The 16,891-nt window shown below is 60.8% G+C and carries 11 protein-coding genes; 5 read left to right on the top strand and 6 right to left on the bottom strand.

All coding sequences use genetic code 11. The annotated features are described in order from the left end of the window. Positions 1-47: 47 nt before the first annotated feature. Entirely contained in the window at positions 48-1,211 is a 1,164-nt protein-coding gene (locus KVG87_RS18455; RefSeq protein WP_016775311.1) for an isovaleryl-CoA dehydrogenase, read from the bottom strand. A 300-nt stretch (positions 1,212-1,511) separates the two neighbouring features. Here KVG87_RS18455 and KVG87_RS18450 point away from each other — a divergent pair, with 300 nt between their 5' ends. After that, positions 1,512-3,209, top strand: a complete 1,698-nt coding sequence (locus KVG87_RS18450) for an AMP-binding protein (RefSeq protein WP_217851932.1) — start codon at positions 1,512-1,514, stop codon at positions 3,207-3,209. A 655-nt stretch (positions 3,210-3,864) separates the two neighbouring features. Here the strand turns inward: KVG87_RS18450 and KVG87_RS18445 are convergent. The 3 genes from KVG87_RS18445 to KVG87_RS18435 form a co-directional block, all read right to left on the bottom strand. Next, complete coding sequence (locus tag KVG87_RS18445) at positions 3,865-4,764, bottom strand: hydroxymethylglutaryl-CoA lyase (protein WP_041477111.1); 900 nt, start codon at positions 4,762-4,764, stop codon at positions 3,865-3,867. 145 nt (positions 4,765-4,909) lie between these two features. Continuing rightward, complete coding sequence (locus KVG87_RS18440; protein ID WP_041477108.1) at positions 4,910-5,311, bottom strand: MerR family transcriptional regulator; 402 nt, start codon at positions 5,309-5,311, stop codon at positions 4,910-4,912. A gap of 198 nt (positions 5,312-5,509) precedes the next feature. Next, positions 5,510-6,439 (bottom strand): LysR family transcriptional regulator, encoded by a 930-nt coding sequence (locus KVG87_RS18435; RefSeq protein WP_056788837.1) that lies wholly within the window; start codon positions 6,437-6,439, stop codon positions 5,510-5,512. A 171-nt stretch (positions 6,440-6,610) separates the two neighbouring features. On the opposite strand from KVG87_RS18435, the gene KVG87_RS18430 reads away from it, so the two are divergent. Further along, entirely contained in the window at positions 6,611-7,840 is a 1,230-nt protein-coding gene (locus KVG87_RS18430) for an acyl-CoA dehydrogenase (protein ID WP_016775307.1), read from the top strand. Positions 7,841-7,961: 121 nt separating this feature from the next. On the opposite strand, the gene KVG87_RS18425 is transcribed toward KVG87_RS18430, so the two are convergent. Next, complete coding sequence (locus KVG87_RS18425; protein ID WP_217851930.1) at positions 7,962-9,296, bottom strand: substrate-binding domain-containing protein; 1,335 nt, start codon at positions 9,294-9,296, stop codon at positions 7,962-7,964. A 189-nt stretch (positions 9,297-9,485) separates the two neighbouring features. Continuing rightward, positions 9,486-10,298 (bottom strand): exodeoxyribonuclease III, encoded by an 813-nt coding sequence (gene xthA / locus KVG87_RS18420; protein ID WP_095182083.1) that lies wholly within the window; start codon positions 10,296-10,298, stop codon positions 9,486-9,488. A 323-nt stretch (positions 10,299-10,621) separates the two neighbouring features. On the opposite strand from xthA, the gene KVG87_RS18415 reads away from it, so the two are divergent. The 3 genes from KVG87_RS18415 (at position 10,622) to KVG87_RS18405 (ending at position 16,737) form a co-directional block, all read left to right on the top strand. Further along, complete coding sequence (locus KVG87_RS18415) at positions 10,622-11,272, top strand: GNAT family N-acetyltransferase (RefSeq protein WP_041477100.1); 651 nt, start codon at positions 10,622-10,624, stop codon at positions 11,270-11,272. Positions 11,273-11,338: 66 nt separating this feature from the next. Then, positions 11,339-13,066: an autotransporter assembly complex protein TamA gene (locus tag KVG87_RS18410; RefSeq protein WP_217851928.1), complete on the top strand. Its 1,728-nt coding sequence runs from the start codon at positions 11,339-11,341 to the stop codon at positions 13,064-13,066. After that, positions 13,063-16,737, top strand: coding sequence for a translocation/assembly module TamB domain-containing protein (locus tag KVG87_RS18405; RefSeq protein WP_217851926.1), 3,675 nt, complete (start codon positions 13,063-13,065; stop codon positions 16,735-16,737). The genes KVG87_RS18410 and KVG87_RS18405 overlap by 4 nt, the downstream gene beginning before the upstream one ends. Positions 16,738-16,891: the final 154 nt, after the last annotated feature.

The raw sequence follows: 16,891 nt of genomic DNA, 5'->3' as shown, positions 1-16,891 counted from the left end.
CGTGGATCTCTTGCAGCGTGTAGCTTGCGGCTTGCAGCTGACGAAATTCATTTCGTCTCGTTGAACAGTTCGCGGCCGATCAGCATGCGGCGGATCTCGCTGGTGCCGGCGCCGATTTCGTAGAGCTTGGCGTCGCGCAGCAGGCGGCCGGCGGGGAATTCGTTGATGTAGCCGTTACCGCCGAGAATCTGGATCGCGTCGAGGGCCATTTGCGTGGCGCGTTCGGCGGTGTAGAGGATCACCCCGGCCGCGTCCTTGCGCGTGGTTTCGCCGCGCTCGCAAGCCTGGGCCACCGCGTAGAGATAGGCGCGGCTGGCGTTGAGCTGGGTGTACATGTCGGCGACTTTGCCCTGGATCAGCTGGAATTCGCCGATGCTCTGGCCGAACTGCTTGCGGTCGTGGATGTACGGCACGATCAGGTCCATGCACGACTGCATGATTCCGGTCGGGCCGCCGGAGAGCACCACGCGTTCGTAATCGAGGCCGCTCATCAGCACTTTCACGCCACCGTTGAGCACGCCAAGGATGTTCTCTTCCGGTACTTCGACGTCATCGAAAAACAGCTCGCAGGTGTTGGAGCCACGCATGCCGAGCTTGTCGAACTTGTTGCTGCGGCTGAAGCCTTTCCAGTCACGCTCGACGATGAATGCGGTGATACCGTGGGGGCCTTTTTCCAGGTCGGTCTTGGCGTAGATCACGTAGGTATTGGCGTCCGGACCGTTGGTTATCCAGGTTTTGCTGCCGTTGAGGACGAAGCGGTCGCCGCGTTTGTCGGCGCGCAGCTTCATCGAGACCACATCTGAACCGGCGTTGGGCTCGCTCATCGCCAGGGCGCCGACGTGCTCGCCGCTGATCAGTTTCGGCAGGTATTTGCTTTTCTGTTCGTGATTGCCGTTGCGGTTGATCTGGTTGACGCAGAGGTTGGAGTGCGCGCCATAGGACAACGCCACCGACGCCGAGCCACGGCTGATTTCTTCCATCGCCACCACGTGCGCCAGATAACCCAGACCCGCGCCGCCGTACTCTTCCGGCACGGTGATGCCGAGCAGACCCATGTCACCGAATTTTCGCCACATGTCGGCGGGGAACAGGTTGTCGTGATCGATCTGCGCGGCGCGCGGGGCGATCTGATCGGCGACGAAGGACTGCACCTGATCGCGCAGCATGTCGATGGTTTCACCGAGGGCGAAATTCAGGGATGGATAGCTCATGTGGCACCTTTTGGCTTTTTTATCGGGTGGAGCGCACGACGAATCGGCGTTCAGCTTTACGTTAACGTAAAGCTTCCACAGTTCGACTGTCAATCGGCTTTACGTAAGCGTCAACTTGGGCGAGAGTAAGGGCAGTTCAGGATCAGATATCGGTTTGTTTCTGGTGGGAGCGAGCCTGCTCGCGAAAGCGCTGTATCAGTCGCCCTAAAGGGTGAATGACGCAGCGTATTCGCGAGCAGGTTCGCTCCCGCAGGGATTCAAAACCGGGAAAACCCACTAATAAAGACAATAGGGGTCGTCATGGATCAACCCAGTGCAAACCCGCAGCGCAGCTACACCCGTGGCTCTCAGGACAAAGCCCTGCTGGCGATGACCATCGATCAGCGCTTCGATCAGACTGTCGCGCAATACCCTGACGGCGAGGCTTTAGTGGTGCGCCATCAGCAGTTGCGTTACTCCTGGCGGCAACTGGCCGAAGCGGTGGATGAGCAGGCCAGGGCCTTGCTCGCGCTGGGCTTGCAGACCGGCGATCGCCTCGGCATCTGGGCGCCGAATTGTGCGCAGTGGTGCATCACCCAGTTCGCCACGGCGAAGATCGGCGTGATCCTGGTCAACATCAATCCCGCCTACCGCAGCTCCGAACTCGAGTACGTGCTCAAGCAATCCGGCTGCCATTGGCTGGTCTGCGCGGGTGCGTTCAAGACCTCGAATTACCACGCAATGCTCCAGAGCCTGGCGCCAGAATTGGCTGAGCACGCCATCGGTCAGCTGCGTAGCGAACGCCTGCCGGAGTTGCGCGGCGTGATCAGCCTCGATGCCAATCCGCCGCCCGGTTTTCTGCCGTGGTCGCAGCTCAGCAATCTGGCAGTCAGCGTCTCGCCCGATCAACTGCGCGAACGCAGCGCCAGCCTGCATTTCGATCAACCGGTGAACATCCAGTACACCTCCGGCACCACCGGTTTTCCCAAGGGCGCGACCCTCAGTCACTACAATATTCTCAACAACGGTTACATGGTCGGCGAAAGCCTCGGCCTGACGGCTGCCGATCGTCTGGTGATTCCGGTGCCGCTGTATCACTGCTTCGGCATGGTCATGGGCAACCTCGGTTGCGTCACCCATGGCAGCACGATGATTTACCCCAACGACGCTTTCGATCCGGCGCTCACCCTGCAAGCGGTGGCCGAAGAAAAAGCCACGGCGCTGTACGGTGTGCCGACCATGTTCATCGCCATGCTCGATCAGCCGCAGCGGCAGACCTTCGACCTGTCGAGCCTGCGCACCGGGATCATGGCCGGCGCCACCTGTCCGATCGAGGTCATGCGCCGGGTGATCAACGAAATGCACATGAGCGAAGTGCAGATCGCCTACGGCATGACCGAAACCAGTCCGGTGTCGTTGCAGACCGGGCCGGCGGATGAGCTGGAGTTGCGTGTCACCACGGTCGGGCGCACCCAGCCGCAGCTGGAAAGCAAGATCATCGACACCGCCGGCAACCTTGTGCCGCGCGGCACCATTGGCGAATTATGTACGCGCGGCTACAGCGTGATGCTCGGTTACTGGAACAACCCGCAGGCTACCGCCGAAGCCATTGATGAGGCGGGGTGGATGCACACCGGCGACCTGGCGAGCATGAACGAGGAGGGCTACGTCAACATCGCCGGGCGTAACAAAGACATGATCATTCGTGGCGGCGAGAACGTTTACCCTCGTGAGCTGGAGGAATTCTTCTTCACTCATCCGGCGGTGGCGGACGTGCAGGTGATCGGTATTCCGTGCTCGCGCTACGGTGAGGAAATCGTCGCCTGGATCAAATTCCACCCCGGCCACAGTGCCTCGGAGCTGGAGCTGCAAACCTGGTGCAAGGAACGCATCGCCCATTTCAAGACACCGCGTTACTTCAAATTCGTCGACGCGTTTCCGATGACGGTGACGGGGAAGATCCAGAAATTCAGGATGCGTGAGATCAGTATCGAGGAGCTGAAAATAACCGAGCGGTAACCTAAACCCTGTGGGAGCTGGCTTGCCAGCGATGGCGTCAGGTCAGCCAGCATCAATGTTGAATGTTCTACCGCAATCGCTGGCAAGCCAGCTCCCACAGGGATTGGGGTGGTTTCAGGAATTGCAGAAAGCACAAAGGGGAGCCGAAGCTCCCCTTTAATTTGTCGTTGCGTGCTCTTTTTATTATTGAGGGTCGGTCTGTTGTTGTTTTTGGCAACCGTGGCCCTGTACAGCTTTTTTTGGCGACCCCCATTCGGGGTCAAGAGCAAACGTATTTTTTTGAGCGCTGATCTGCTTTCTCGTTTAACGATCCAACCGATTCGGGAGCTACCTGAAGGTAGTTTTATTGTTCTCTGCCCGGTTGCGGGTCACTCCTGAGAGCACCCTGAAAAGCACACCTTCTCCAAAAAAATCTGTTAGCTGCGTCTCTGCCGTGTTGTTCTTGTTATGTCAGAGTCGTTTCGTCTTGTTTTTATTGGTTTGCGGCTTTTTATTCTTGTTATGCGATAGAGATAGCAGGTGTCGTGCCAACTTTTAAAAACCTTTAAAAATCAATGGCTTAACTTTTTCAGGCTTTTTCGACTCCAGGCAAAGCCAGACAATTTGTTTCCGTGTTACTCGCTTTTGCCCACATCGCTGACGCAGCGGTAACACCTCACTGCGCGCTGCGCGCCTTCGCCACCCGCGAACCGCTCGGGCGGCCGAGCACTGCGCTGATCTGCTGGCCCGCGGCAATCAAGGCGTCCAGGTCGATACCGGTCTCGATGCCCAAGCCATTGAGCAGGTACACCACGTCCTCGGTGGCAACGTTACCGCTCGCGCCTTTGGCGTACGGGCAGCCGCCGAGGCCGGCGATAGAGCTGTCAAACACCGCAATGCCTTCGAGCAGGCTGGCGTAGATGTTGGCCATGGCCTGGCCATAGGTGTCGTGGAAATGCCCGGCGAGTCTGTCCCGTGGCACCTGCGCCGAGACCACCTCGAACAGGCGTCGGGTCGCGCCCGCCGTGCCGGTGCCGATGGTGTCGCCCAGCGACACTTCGTAGCAGCCCATCGCGTACAGCTCGCGCGCGACCATCGCCACTTGCTCCGGCGCAACGGTGCCTTCATACGGGCAGCCCAACACACAGGAAACGTAACCGCGCACGGTAACGCCGTGTTGTTTGGCGGCCTCCATGATCGGCGCAAACCGCGCCAGGCTCTCGCTGATCGAGCAATTGATGTTGCGCTGCGAGAACGCCTCGGAGGCGGCGGCGAACACCGCGACTTCCTTGACCCCGGCGGCGAGCGCGTCTTCAAAGCCGCGCAGGTTCGGCGCCAGCGCGCCATAGGTCACGCCGGGCTTGCGCTGGATCTGCGCAAATACCTCGGCGGAGCCGGCCATCTGCGGCACCCACTTGGGCGAAACGAAACTGCCGACTTCGATATAGCCGAGCCCGGCGGCACTCAGCGCATCGACCAGTTGCACTTTGTCAGCGACGCTGATCGGTTGGGCTTCGTTCTGCAGGCCATCGCGCGGGCCGACTTCGATCAGGCGTACTTGGGAGGGGAGGGACATGGGTGGGACCTGCTTCGTGGATTCGTGGTGATCCCTGTGGGAGCGGGCTTGCCCGCGATGAGGCCGGAACATCCTGCAATGATGTTGACTGACCCGACGCCATCGCGGGCAAGCCCGCTCCCACAGGGAAAGGTGTATTGGCAGACTACTGGGCTATTTGCTGGCTCTTGAGCGTCTGCTCCAACGCCTGTACGCAGCGCTCTTCGGCAGTGTCCAGCTCAAGCTTCATCTGTTCGATATCCAGCAACTGCTGTTCGAGCTGTTCGCGACGTTCGCTGATTTTCGCCAGCATGCTGTTGAGCTGTTTAGTGTTACCGCCGGACGGGTCGTAGAGTTCGATCAGCTCGCGGCATTCGGCCAGGGAAAAACCGATGCGCTTGCCGCGCAGGATCAGCTTCAGAGTGACCTTGTCGCGCGGCGAATAGATACGTTCCTGGCCACGACGCTCGGGGCTGAGCAGGCCTTGCTCTTCATAAAAACGGATCGCCCGGGTGGTGATGTCCAGCTCGCGGGCGAGATCGGAAATGCTGTAGGTCTGACTGCTCATGAAAGCGCTCGGAAAAGGGGCATGGCGCTAAGCTAATCGGTGGTTTACGTTTACGTCAAGGCTCAAGATCCTCGCTGCGTTTGCCGGCCTATTCGCGAGCAGGCTCGCTCCCACACTGAATTGCATTTCACCGGAAGGAATGCAGTCGAATGTGGGAGCGAGCCTGCTCGCGAAGAACGATAACGCGGTAAAAAAGCCCTACACCTTCTCCAGCTTCTTCTCCTGCGCCGTCACCTGCTGGCACAACTCGATCATCTGCTCGCGCATCCAGCGGTTGGCCGGGTCCTGGTCGGTGCTTTCGTGCCAGTACAAATGCGTTTCCACCGACGGCACATCATTCACCGGCAAATTGAACGACTGCAAATCATGGCGGCGGGCGAAGCGTTCCGGCACGGTCATGACCATGTCGGTCTGCTGCATCACTTGCGAGGCCATCAGATAGTGCTGCGAGCGCAGGGCGATCTTGCGCTGGATGCCCATTTTGCCCAGCGCCAGATCGACATAACCCAGACCGCTGCGCCGGCTGGAGATATGGATGTGAGTCAGCGACAGGTAGTCATCGAGGCTGAGTTTTTCCTTGCCCGCCATTGGATGGCCCTTGCGCATGGCGCAGACGTAACGGTCGTCCATCAGCTTGACGTGGCGCACCTGCGGGTCGGTGTTGAGCGGCGCATCCACGGCGAAATCCAGACGCCCGGCCGCGAGTTCCTTGGTGGTTTCCCGGCGTTTCGACAGAAAGCTTTCGATGATCACCGTCGGCGCTAGGCGGCGCAGGCGCTGGAACAGGGGCGGCAGAATGATTGCCTCCGTCAAATCGGTCATGCTGATGCGGTAAGTCTTGGCCGCCTGCGCCGGGTTGAAGATGCGGCTTTCCTGCACCGACACGCGCAGCAGCGACAGGGCGTTGCGCACCGGGCCGATGATGTTCTGCGCCATCGGCGTGGGCACCATGCCTTGGGCAGTACGCACGAAGAGCGGGTCGTTGAAGGTTTCGCGCAACCGCGCCAGGGCGTTGGACACCGCCGGCTGGGTGATGCCGACAATCTGCCCGGCGCGGGTCAGGTTGGCTTCGGTGTAGATCGCGTCGAAGACGATGAAAAGGTTCAGGTCGACCTTGCTCAGATTCATAACGCGGCTTCTCTTGTTATTAAGTGCAAGTGTTTTGGGGCTGACGATCAGCGGATCATATATTGGTGATGAATGTTTATACACGCCGAGAATAGGCTAGGTAAATGATCAGCGCTGTTCTAGCATCGATTGCATGACTTGAACAACCTCTGCCCGAGAAGGTAACTACCCATGGATTTCGCTTATTCGCCCAAGGTTCAGGAACTGCGTGAGCGCGTGACTGCGTTCATGGACACTTACGTTTACCCGGCCGAAGCGGTGTTCGAACGCCAGGTCGCCGAGGGCGATCGCTGGCAGCCGACCGCGATCATGGAAGAGCTCAAGGCCAAGGCCAAGGCTGAAGGGCTGTGGAATTTGTTTCTGCCTGAGTCCGAGCTGGGCGCCGGCCTGAGCAACCTCGAATATGCGCCATTGGCGGAAATCATGGGCCGTTCCCTGCTCGGGCCGGAGCCGTTCAACTGCTCGGCGCCGGATACCGGCAACATGGAAGTGCTGGTGCGCTACGCCAACGAAGAGCAGAAACAGCGCTGGCTCGAGCCGCTGCTACGCGGCGAGATCCGTTCGGCGTTCGCCATGACCGAGCCTGATGTGGCGTCTTCCGACGCGACCAACATGGCCGCCCGTGCCGTGCGTGATGGCGATCAGTGGGTGATCAACGGCAAGAAATGGTGGACCTCCGGTGCCTGCGATCCGCGCTGCAAGATTCTGATCTTCATGGGCCTGAGCAACCCCGACGCGCCGCGTCACGCCCAGCACTCAATGATCCTCGTACCGGTTGATACCCCCGGGGTGAAGATCGTCCGGCCGCTACCGGTGTTCGGTTACGACGACGCACCGCACGGTCACGCCGAAGTGCTGTTCGATAACGTGCGAGTGCCGTACGAAAACGTCCTGCTCGGTGAAGGACGCGGCTTCGAAATCGCTCAGGGTCGCCTTGGCCCAGGCCGCATTCACCACTGCATGCGTTCGATCGGCATGGCCGAGCGTGCACTGGAACTGATGTGCAAACGCTCGGTGAGCCGCACCGCATTCGGCAAACCACTGGCGCGTCTGGGCGGCAACATCGACAAGATCGCCGACTCACGGATGGAGATCGACATGGCGCGTCTGCTGACGTTGAAAGCGGCGTACATGATGGACACCGTCGGCAACAAAGTGGCGAAAAGCGAGATTGCGCAGATCAAAGTGGTGGCGCCGAATGTCGCCTTACGGGTGATCGACCGGGCGATCCAGATGCACGGCGGGGCAGGGGTGTCGAACGATTTCCCGCTGGCCTATATGTATGCGATGCAACGCACCCTGCGTCTGGCTGACGGCCCCGACGAAGTGCACCGCGCGGCGATTGGCAAGTTCGAGATCGGCAAGTATGTGCCGAAGGAAATGCTGCGTAGCGGCCAGTAACACCGCGTCGCCTCATTCGCGAGCAGGCTCGCTCCCACAAGATTTGTGCACGCCACAGATCCAATGTGGGAGCGAGCCTGCTCGCGAAAGGGCCTGTACATTCAGCACATCGACATCAGGATCAGAACACCCAAACCTCAACCCGCCGGTTCTTGATCCGCCCTTCATCCGCGCTGTTGGTCGCCACCGGCATCAGCGCACCAAAGCCGCGGACTTCGCGCATGACCACACCGTTTTTGACCAGCTCACGCCGCACCGCCATCGCCCGTAGCTTCGACAGCAGATCGGCCCGCGCCGGGTCATCCTTGAGATCACCAAACCCCACCAGCGTCACCGCCCGTTCGGTCTTGCCATTGCGCTTTATATAGTCGAGCACCCGCGCCAGATCCTGCCGCGCCTTGTTGTCCAGACTGGCGCTGCCCTCGGCAAAACGGAAATTCACTGTCAGACGCTGGGCATGCCGGCTGAGAGATTGATAACCCTCGGGCATCAGCGCATTCGGCGCCACGCTCATGGCTTGTACGGTCTGGCTGACAAAACCGCTGGCCGCGACGACCGCCTGTCCCTGTGGGCTCTGGGCAAAGCTGGCCAACGCCTGTGCCCACGGATTGCGGCTGTCCGGCGGCAGATAAAAGAACAAGCGCCGCGACAGCGGATAGTCTTCGGTGGCGATCAGACTGTTCAGCGGCAGCATCGCTTGCGAGGCGCCGTCGGCAATCGCTACGGCTTTGGCCTGACGCACGTAAGGCAAGCCGATGAAGCCGATACCTTGCGGGTCGGCGCTGACGGCGTCGGACAATTGCTCGCTGGATTCGAAACGTTTCGCCGCGCTGCTCAGACTTTTCCCTCGCCGGCTCAGGACCAGTTCCTTGAACGTGTCGTACGTCCCCGATTGATCATCCCGCGCATATAAGTGTATGGCGCCGCCACGGCCACCGATGTCTTCCCAGGTTTTCACTTCGCCGGCAAAAATCCGCGCCAGTTGCTCGGTGTTCAACTGCTCAAGCGGGTTGGCCGGGTTGAGGATGATCGCCAGGCCGTCGATGGCAATGACTTGCTCGGCCGCCGGACTTTTCAGATCGCCGAGGGCTTGCAGGGCAAGCAGTTCGCTGTCCTTGATCTCACGGGAAGAGGCGGCCAGATCGGCGCTGGCGTTTTTCAATGCAGTGAAGCCAGTGCTGGAACCGTGGGCGGCGACTTCGATGACCACGCGTTGCCCTTGTGCGGTCTGGCCGACGATGCGTTGTTCGTTGGCGGTGTCCGGGGTTTCGCGGTGGATTTTCAGCAGGCCTTGTTCCTGCAACAGGCCTTCGACCAGCGCCGGGCCGAGTTCGGCGCCGATGGTGTTGGAGCCCTGAATGCGTAAAGCCGGGCCGTTTTCGGGGATCGGCAGGGCGACGGCGGATACCGACAGCCAGCCGCTCAACAGGAAAACGCAAAGAACACGCAGGGTCATGCCGGCACCGAATCAAGCCAAGGGGATTGCCGGGGAGATTAAGTCAGGCGCGTGACCGAAATATGACAGGGGATTACCTGTGGGAGCGAGCCTGCTCGCGAAGGCGGCGTGTCAGTCGAAAAATTCGTCGCTGATCCACCGCATTCGCGAGCAGGCTCGCTCCCACAATGAAAATTCCCTCAGGCTGGATCAGGCCAGCTCAAGCCAGATTGGCGCATGATCCGACGGTTTTTCCATGCCGCGCAGTTCGTAGTCCACGCCGGCATCCTTGACCCGTGGCAGCAGGCCATGGGACGCCAGAATTACATCGATGCGCAGGCCACGCTTCGGTTCATCTTCAAAGCCACGGCTGCGATAATCGAACCAGCTGAACATGTCGCTCACGTCGGGATTGAGGTGACGGTAGCTGTCGGTCAGGCCCCAGTTTTTCAGGCGCGCCATCCACTCGCGTTCTTCCGGCAGGAAGCTGCATTTGCCGGTTTTCAGCCAGCGCTTCATGTTGTCCGGGCCGATGCCGATGTCGCAGTCTTCCGGGGAAATGTTCACATCACCCATCACCACCAGTGGCTGTTCATTGTGGAACTGGCTTTCCAGCAGCGCTTGCAGGTCGCTGTAGAAACGCTCCTTGGCGGGGAATTTGGTTGGGTGGTCGCGGCTTTCACCTTGTGGGAAATAGCCGTTCATGATCGTCACCGGCACGCCGTTGGCATCGGCAAAAGTGCCCCAGATAAAGCGCCGTTGCGCGTCTTCTTCATCGGTGGCAAAGCCTTTATGGATGGCGATCGGTTCGTTGCGCGAGAGCAGGGCGACACCGTAATGGCCCTTCTGGCCATGGAAGTGCACGTGGTAGCCGAGGGCGCGGATGTCGTCGTGGGGGAACTGGTCGTCGTGGACCTTGGTTTCCTGCAGGCCGATCACGTCGGGCTGATGTTTTTCGATCAGCGCTGCCAGCTGATGCGGACGGGCACGCAGTCCGTTGATGTTGAAGGAAACAATCTTCATGGTCGGCAGTCCTGGCAAAAGGGCGATGCTAGCTGACATGGGGGAGATGGGCCAGTGTGGGACAAATCAATTTCACCTGTGGGATTTGTAGCGCTTGTCCCGGCCCCATCGCTGGCAAGCCAGCTCCCACAGGTTTCTGTGGTGTATGTAAATGTTGTGAACGACGCAGACACTGTGGGAGCTGGCTTGCCAGCGATGAGGCCCGCCCAGTCGATGAAGATCCGAGGCTGGTCTAACCTGTCAGGGGAACCACCACATCCGCCCAAGGTTCGTACCAACAAGCGCGCCAGCCTCCGAGCGCGCCCCCGGGGAGAATCACTGCAATGCCTGAAACCCAGACCGCCGTTGCCGACATCCACATGCTCGACCGCGGCTATTCGCGCGAAGCCCGCTCGTTGCTGTATCAGGCCTATCGCCACGAGCCGACCTTCGGCTACCTGTTCGAAGCCGAACGTCCCGGCTATGAACAACGGGTGCGCGCGACGGTGCGCGAGCTGGTCAAACAGCATTTTCTCCAGGACCTGCCGGCGATCGGCCTGTTGGTCAACGATCGCTTGATCGGCATCGCCCTGATCGCACCGCCGCAACGGCGCCTGGGCGTTACCGAAAGTTGGGCGTGGCGCTTGCGCATGGTGCTCAGCACCGGTTTTCGCTGCACCCGGCGTTATCTGGAATACCACGATGCCGTGGCTGCATGCGTGCCGGGTGACTCGGTGCACATGCTGCCGCTGCTCGGTGTGCACCCGCAGTTTCAGGGCAAGCACTACGGCGAACAGTTGCTCACCGCCGTGCACAACTGGTGCGCCGTTGATGAAACCTCGCAAGGCGTGGTGCTCGACACCGGCAACCCACGCTACCTGGAATTCTATAAAAGGCAGGGTTATCAGGAGATCGGCGAGGTTGCCGTCGGGCCGGTGCGCGAACACGTATTTTTCCATGCCAATCCGCAGGTGTTACAAACAGCAACGGGATAATGATCGAACTTCTTCACAAATTACCTGTTCTATCAGGCTCCCGAGCCCGTGATAGCATCCGCGCCTATGAAGTTTCCACGAAGATTTACCAGCGGCGTGCTGATGCTGTTATCCAGCTGCGCGGCGCTGGCGCAAAGTGAATTGGATGTACGGATCAAGCCGTCCAACGATGAACTCAAGGCCAATATAGAAGGCTATATCGGCAGCCTCGGCGATCGCGACGAAGAAGCCTTGCTGCGTTTCAGTCGCGGCGCCGAAGAGCAGGCGCGCAAAGCGGCGCAGGCGTTGGGCTACTACCAGCCGCAGATCGACAGTGACGTCAAGGGCGGGGAAAAACCGCGTCTGGTGCTGAACATCGATCCCGGCGAGCCCATTCGCCTGCGCAACGTCACCGTGCGCGTCGACGGCCCGGCGGCCTCGCTGAAATCGTTCCGCGTACCGAAAGGCGACCTGCTCAAGTCCGGCGCCGTGCTCAACCATGGCCGTTACGAAGACGCCAAACGGGTGATCCAGAACCAGGCCTCGCGCTTCGGTTACTTCAGCGGCCATTTCACCAGCCAGAAGCTCATGGTCGATCCCCGCGCGGGCGTGGCCGACATCGAATTGATCTACGACAGCGGCCCGCGCTATGCGCTGGGCAAAGTCAGTTTCGAGGGCGACACGCCCTTCGACGAAGACCTGCTGCAACGCATGGTGCCGTTCAAGGCAGGCGAACCCTACGATTCGGAACTGATCGCCGAACTTAATCGCGACCTGCAATCGAGCGGCTATTTCGAAGGCGTGCGCGTCGACGCGGCACCGACGGCAGCGCAGAACGATGTGATTCCGGTCGCCGTCAAACTCGACACGCGCAAGCCGCGCACGATGGGCCTGGGCCTCGGTTATTCGACCGACGTCGGGCCACGGATCAAGGCCAACTGGACGCGTCACTGGGTCAACCCGCAGGGCGACAGCTATGGCTGGGAGGCCGAACTTTCGGCGCCCCGGCAGAACGTCGGGCTGTTCTACGACATCCCGCTCGACCCGCCATTGACCGACAAACTGCGCTGGGCCGGCGGCTATCAGTTCGAAGACATCGAAGGCTCCGACACCCTCAGCAAGCTGCTGACGTTCGGCCCGGAATGGCACAGCAAGTTGCCCAGCGGCTGGCAGCGGGTGATCTCGCTGAAATGGCAACGTGAAGAATACGAACTCGGCGACGACTCCGGCCTGAGCACGTTGCTCATGCCCGGCATCAGTTATTCGTACCTCAAAAGCGACAACCGCATCGACCCGCGCAACGGCTATCGCCTGAGCTTCGAAAGCAAAGTGGCCAAGGAAGGCCTCGGTTCGGACAACAACCTTTTATACGGCACCGCGCTGGTCAAGGGCCTGACCACGGTGTTCGACAGGCACCGCCTGCTCGGCCGCGTGCAGGTCGGCGGCAGCGCCACCAACGGCTACAACTCGATTCCGCCATCGCTGCGCTTCTTTGCCGGTGGCGATCAGAGCGTGCGCGGTTACGACTATCAGAGCCTGTCGCCGAAAAACTCTGACGGCGACCGCATCGGTGGCCGCTACATGATTGCCGGCAGCGTCGAGTATCAGTATTCGATCGCCGAGAAATGGCGGGTCGCGACCTTCGTCGACCAAGGCAACTCTTTCAACAAACTCGAACTGCCCGACCTCAAGACCGGGGTCGGTGTAGGTGTGCGCTGGGTCTCGCCGGTCGGGCCGATTCGCCTTGACCTGGCCCATGCGCTGGACGACGACGGCGGCATCCGGCTGCATTTTTCCATGGGGCCTGAGCTGTGAAGCGTGGTGTGAAAATAACGGCGCTGACGCTGTTGGCGCTGGTCATGTTGATCGTCCTGAGCCTGGCTGCACTGCTTGGCACGCAGGCCGGCAGCCGTTGGGCGCTGGGCCTTGTACCTGGCTTGAGCGTGGAGAATTTCCACGGTCGCCTCGCTGGGCAGTGGAGTGCCGATCACCTGGTGTGGCAGCAGGACACAAGCCGCGTCGAGCTGAACAAGGCGATCTTCGCCTGGTCGCCACTGTGCCTGACGCGCATGACCTTGTGCATCGATCAGCTCAAGGCCGAGCAGGTAATCCTGCAATTCCCGCCGAGCGAAGAAACCACCGAGAGCGGCCCGATCACACTGCCGGACCTGCAATTGCCGTTGGCCATTGAACTGGGCGATGTCGAAGTCGGCAGCCTGTTGTTCAACGGCAGCGAACAGCTCAAGGGCTTGCAACTGGCGGCGCACTGGACCGCTCAGGGCCTGCAGATCGACAGCGTGAAATTGCAGCGCGACGAGCTCAGCCTGAACCTGTCCGGCCTGCTGCAACCGAGCGGCAACTGGCCGCTGACGATTCAGGGCGATTTGACTTTGCCGTCTCCCGGCAGCGAGCCGTGGACGCTGGCGCTGAAAGTTGAAGGCGATCTGCTGAAAACCCTCAACCTGCACGCCGACAGCCGTGGCTACCTCGACGGCCAGTTGAACGGTGAACTGCAAGCGCTGGCGGAAAACCTGCCGGCCAAGCTGCGCATCACCAGCGACGCGTTCAAACCCAGCGCCGATCTGCCGGACACCCTGCAATTCAATCAGCTTGTGCTCACGGGCGAAGGCAACCTGAAAAACGGTTATCAACTGCTCGGCAACGCCACGCTGCCCGCCGAAAAATCGCCAGTGGCGCTGCTGCTCAAGGGCAAGGTTGACGCCAATGGCGCGCAGATCGCCGGCCTCGACCTCAATGCCAACGACACGCAAAGCCTCAAACTCACCGGCAACGTCGACTGGAGCATGGGCCTCAGCGCTCAGGCCAATATCAACTGGCAAGACTTCCCGTGGCACCGGCTCTATCCGGAAATCGACGAGCCGCAAGTGACGTTGCGCACCTTTACCGGCGAAGTGTCCTACACCGACGGCCAGTACCTCGGTAATTTCGACGCCGCGCTGGATGGCCCGGCCGGCGCGTTCACCTTGAGCAGTCCGTTCAGCGGCAGTCTGGAACAGATCGCCTTGCCGCAACTGGTCATGCAGGCCGGGCAGGGCAAGGCCGAAGGACACGTGAATGTGCGCTTCGCCGACGGCATCGCCTGGGATACCGCGCTGGACCTGTCGGCGCTCAACCCGGCGTACTGGGTCGCGGAGCTGCCGGGTACGCTGGCCGGGCCGTTGCAGAGCAAAGGCGAGATGAAGAATGATCAGCTCAGCCTCAGCGCCAACCTCGATCTCAAAGGCAAATTGCGCGGTCAGCCGGCGGTCCTCCAGGCCAAGGCTGACGGCGCGGGCGAGCGGTGGAATCTCAATGCCCTGCAGATCCGCCTCGGCGACAACAGCATCAATGGCAAGGGCAGCCTGCAGGACAAACTCGGCGGACAGATCGACATCAAGCTGCCGCGTCTGGCCCAGTTGTGGCCGCAATTGCGCGGGCAGGTCAACGGTCAGGTCAACGTCGCCGGCACGCTGAAGGCGCCGCAGGGCAAGCTCGATCTGCAAGGTTCGCAACTGGCCTTCCAGGACAATCGCCTGCAAAGCCTCAACCTCGACGCCACGCTCGACAGTGCGCAGCGGGCGAAGATCAATCTCAAAGGCAGCGGCATTCAGGCCGGCGATACTTCGCTCGGCACCCTGACCGCCAGTGCTCAGGGCGATATCAAAAGCCAGAAACTCAATCTCGACCTGATCGGACCGAAGCTGAAACTGGCGCTGGGGCTGGACGGCAATCTGGACAAGGGCAACTGGCGCGGACGCTTGGCCAGTGGCGACATTCAGGCCGGTGGCCAGGACTGGAAGCTGCAAAGCCCGTCCAGACTTGAACGCCTGGCGGACGGCCAGATCAATTTCGGCGCGCATTGCTGGCTGTCCGGCAATGCCAGCCTGTGTGGCGAAGACCAGCGCCTGATGCCCGAGCCGAAGCTGCGTTATCACCTCAAACAATTCCCGATCGAAAGCCTTGCGCAATGGCTGCCCAAAGACTTCGCCTGGCAGGGCCGACTCAACGCCGATCTGCAACTGGACTTGCCGGCGAGCGGCCCGAACGGCGTGGTCAGTGTCGATGCCAGTGGCGGCACCCTGCGCGTGCGCGACAAGGATCGCTGGCTGGATTTCCCCTACCAGACCCTCAAACTCAGCAGCAAGCTCACGCCCAAGCGCGTCGACACCGAGCTCAATTTTATCGGCGGCAAACTTGGCGAATTGCTGGTGCAGGCGCAGCTCAATCCGCTGCCGAAAAACAAACCGCTGAGCGGCTCGTTCCGCCTCTCTGGCCTCGACCTGTCGGTGGCGCGGCCGTTCGTGCCGATGGTGGAAAAACTCACCGGCCGGCTCAACGGCAGCGGCACTATTTCCGGTGGCCTGCTCGCGCCGCTGGTCAACGGCACTGTGCAGCTCAGCGATGGCGAAGTGTCCGGCGCCGAACTGCCGATGGAGCTGCAGAATCTGCAACTGACTGCAGCGATCGCCGGCGAAGCGGTGCGCTTGGACGGCGGCTGGAACAGCGGCAAGACTGGCAAGGGCAGCCTCAACGGCAACGTCGCCTGGGGTCAGGCACTGGTGGTCGATCTGGCGCTCAAGGGCTCGCAATTGCCGGTCAGCGTCGAACCCTACGCCAAGCTTGAAATGGCCCCGGATCTGAAGATTTCCATGGCCGGCGATGAGCTGAAAGTTGCCGGCAAGGTGCTGGTGCCGAAAGGCGAAATCACCGTGCGCGAGCTGCCGCCATCGACGGTAAAAGTCTCCGACGACACGATCATCGTTGGTGCGCAGACCGAAGAGGGCAAACCACCGATCGCGATGAAAATGGACATCGACGTGATCGTCGGCCAGGACAAGCTGAGCTTTGCCGGTTTCGGCCTGACCGCCAATCTGCAAGGTCAGGTGCACATCGGCGACAACATGGACACCCGTGGCGAACTCTGGCTCAACGACGGCCGCTATCGCGCCTACGGCCAGCGCCTGACGGTGCGTCGTGCGCGCCTGTTGTTCGCCGGCCCCATCGACCAGCCGTATCTGGACATCGAAGCGATCCGCCAGACCGACGACGTCATCGCCGGTATTCGCCTGAGCGGCAGCGCCGAACAGCCGACCACGCAGATCTTCTCCGAACCGGCGATGAGTCAGGAACAGGCGCTGTCGTACCTGGTGCTGGGCCGCCCGCTGAGCACCAATGGCGAAGACAACAACATGCTCGCGCAAGCCGCGCTGGGCCTGGGCCTGATGGGCAGCGCCGGGGTCACCAGTGGTCTGGCCAAGGATCTGGGCATTGAGGATTTCCAGCTCGACACCCAAGGCAGCGGCAACGACACCAGCGTCGTCGCCAGCGGTAACATCTCGGAAAAACTCAGCCTGCGCTATGGAGTGGGTGTATTCGAACCGGCCAGCACCATTGCCCTGCGCTACAAGCTGAGCAAGAAGGTCTACGTCGAAGCGGCGAGCGGCGTGGCGAGTTCGCTGGATATTTTCTACAAGCGGGATTTCTAGAGCGCATCTGCTCATTTGAACCGAGTCGCACCCTTCGCGAGCAGGCTCGCTCCCACATTGGGACGCGTTTTCCCTGTGGGGGCGAGCCTGCTCGCGAATGCGGTCGCTCTCGCGATAAAACCCAGCCCACTGGTCAACTAATTACCAAGCCCCC

Source organism: Pseudomonas siliginis (assembly GCF_019145195.1).
Lineage (GTDB): Bacteria > Pseudomonadota > Gammaproteobacteria > Pseudomonadales > Pseudomonadaceae > Aquipseudomonas > Aquipseudomonas siliginis.
Note: the sequence above shows the minus strand (reverse complement) of the source record. Positions and strands in the feature narration are given on the sequence as shown.

Bases quoted from the DNA above. Each gene is read 5' to 3' on its own strand.
- KVG87_RS18455 (WP_016775311.1), bottom strand. From the start codon at position 1,211: ATGAGCTATCCATCCCTGAATTTCGCCCTCGGTGAAACCATCGACATG.
- KVG87_RS18410 (WP_217851928.1), top strand. From the start codon at position 11,339: ATGAAGTTTCCACGAAGATTTACCAGCGGCGTGCTGATGCTGTTATCC.
- KVG87_RS18415 (WP_041477100.1), top strand. From the start codon at position 10,622: ATGCCTGAAACCCAGACCGCCGTTGCCGACATCCACATGCTCGACCGC.
- KVG87_RS18440 (WP_041477108.1), bottom strand. From the start codon at position 5,311: ATGAGCAGTCAGACCTACAGCATTTCCGATCTCGCCCGCGAGCTGGAC.
- KVG87_RS18430 (WP_016775307.1), top strand. From the start codon at position 6,611: ATGGATTTCGCTTATTCGCCCAAGGTTCAGGAACTGCGTGAGCGCGTG.
- KVG87_RS18445 (WP_041477111.1), bottom strand. From the start codon at position 4,764: ATGTCCCTCCCCTCCCAAGTACGCCTGATCGAAGTCGGCCCGCGCGAT.
- KVG87_RS18450 (WP_217851932.1), top strand. From the start codon at position 1,512: ATGGATCAACCCAGTGCAAACCCGCAGCGCAGCTACACCCGTGGCTCT.
- KVG87_RS18425 (WP_217851930.1), bottom strand. From the start codon at position 9,296: ATGACCCTGCGTGTTCTTTGCGTTTTCCTGTTGAGCGGCTGGCTGTCG.
- xthA (WP_095182083.1), bottom strand. From the start codon at position 10,298: ATGAAGATTGTTTCCTTCAACATCAACGGACTGCGTGCCCGTCCGCAT.
- KVG87_RS18435 (WP_056788837.1), bottom strand. From the start codon at position 6,439: ATGAATCTGAGCAAGGTCGACCTGAACCTTTTCATCGTCTTCGACGCG.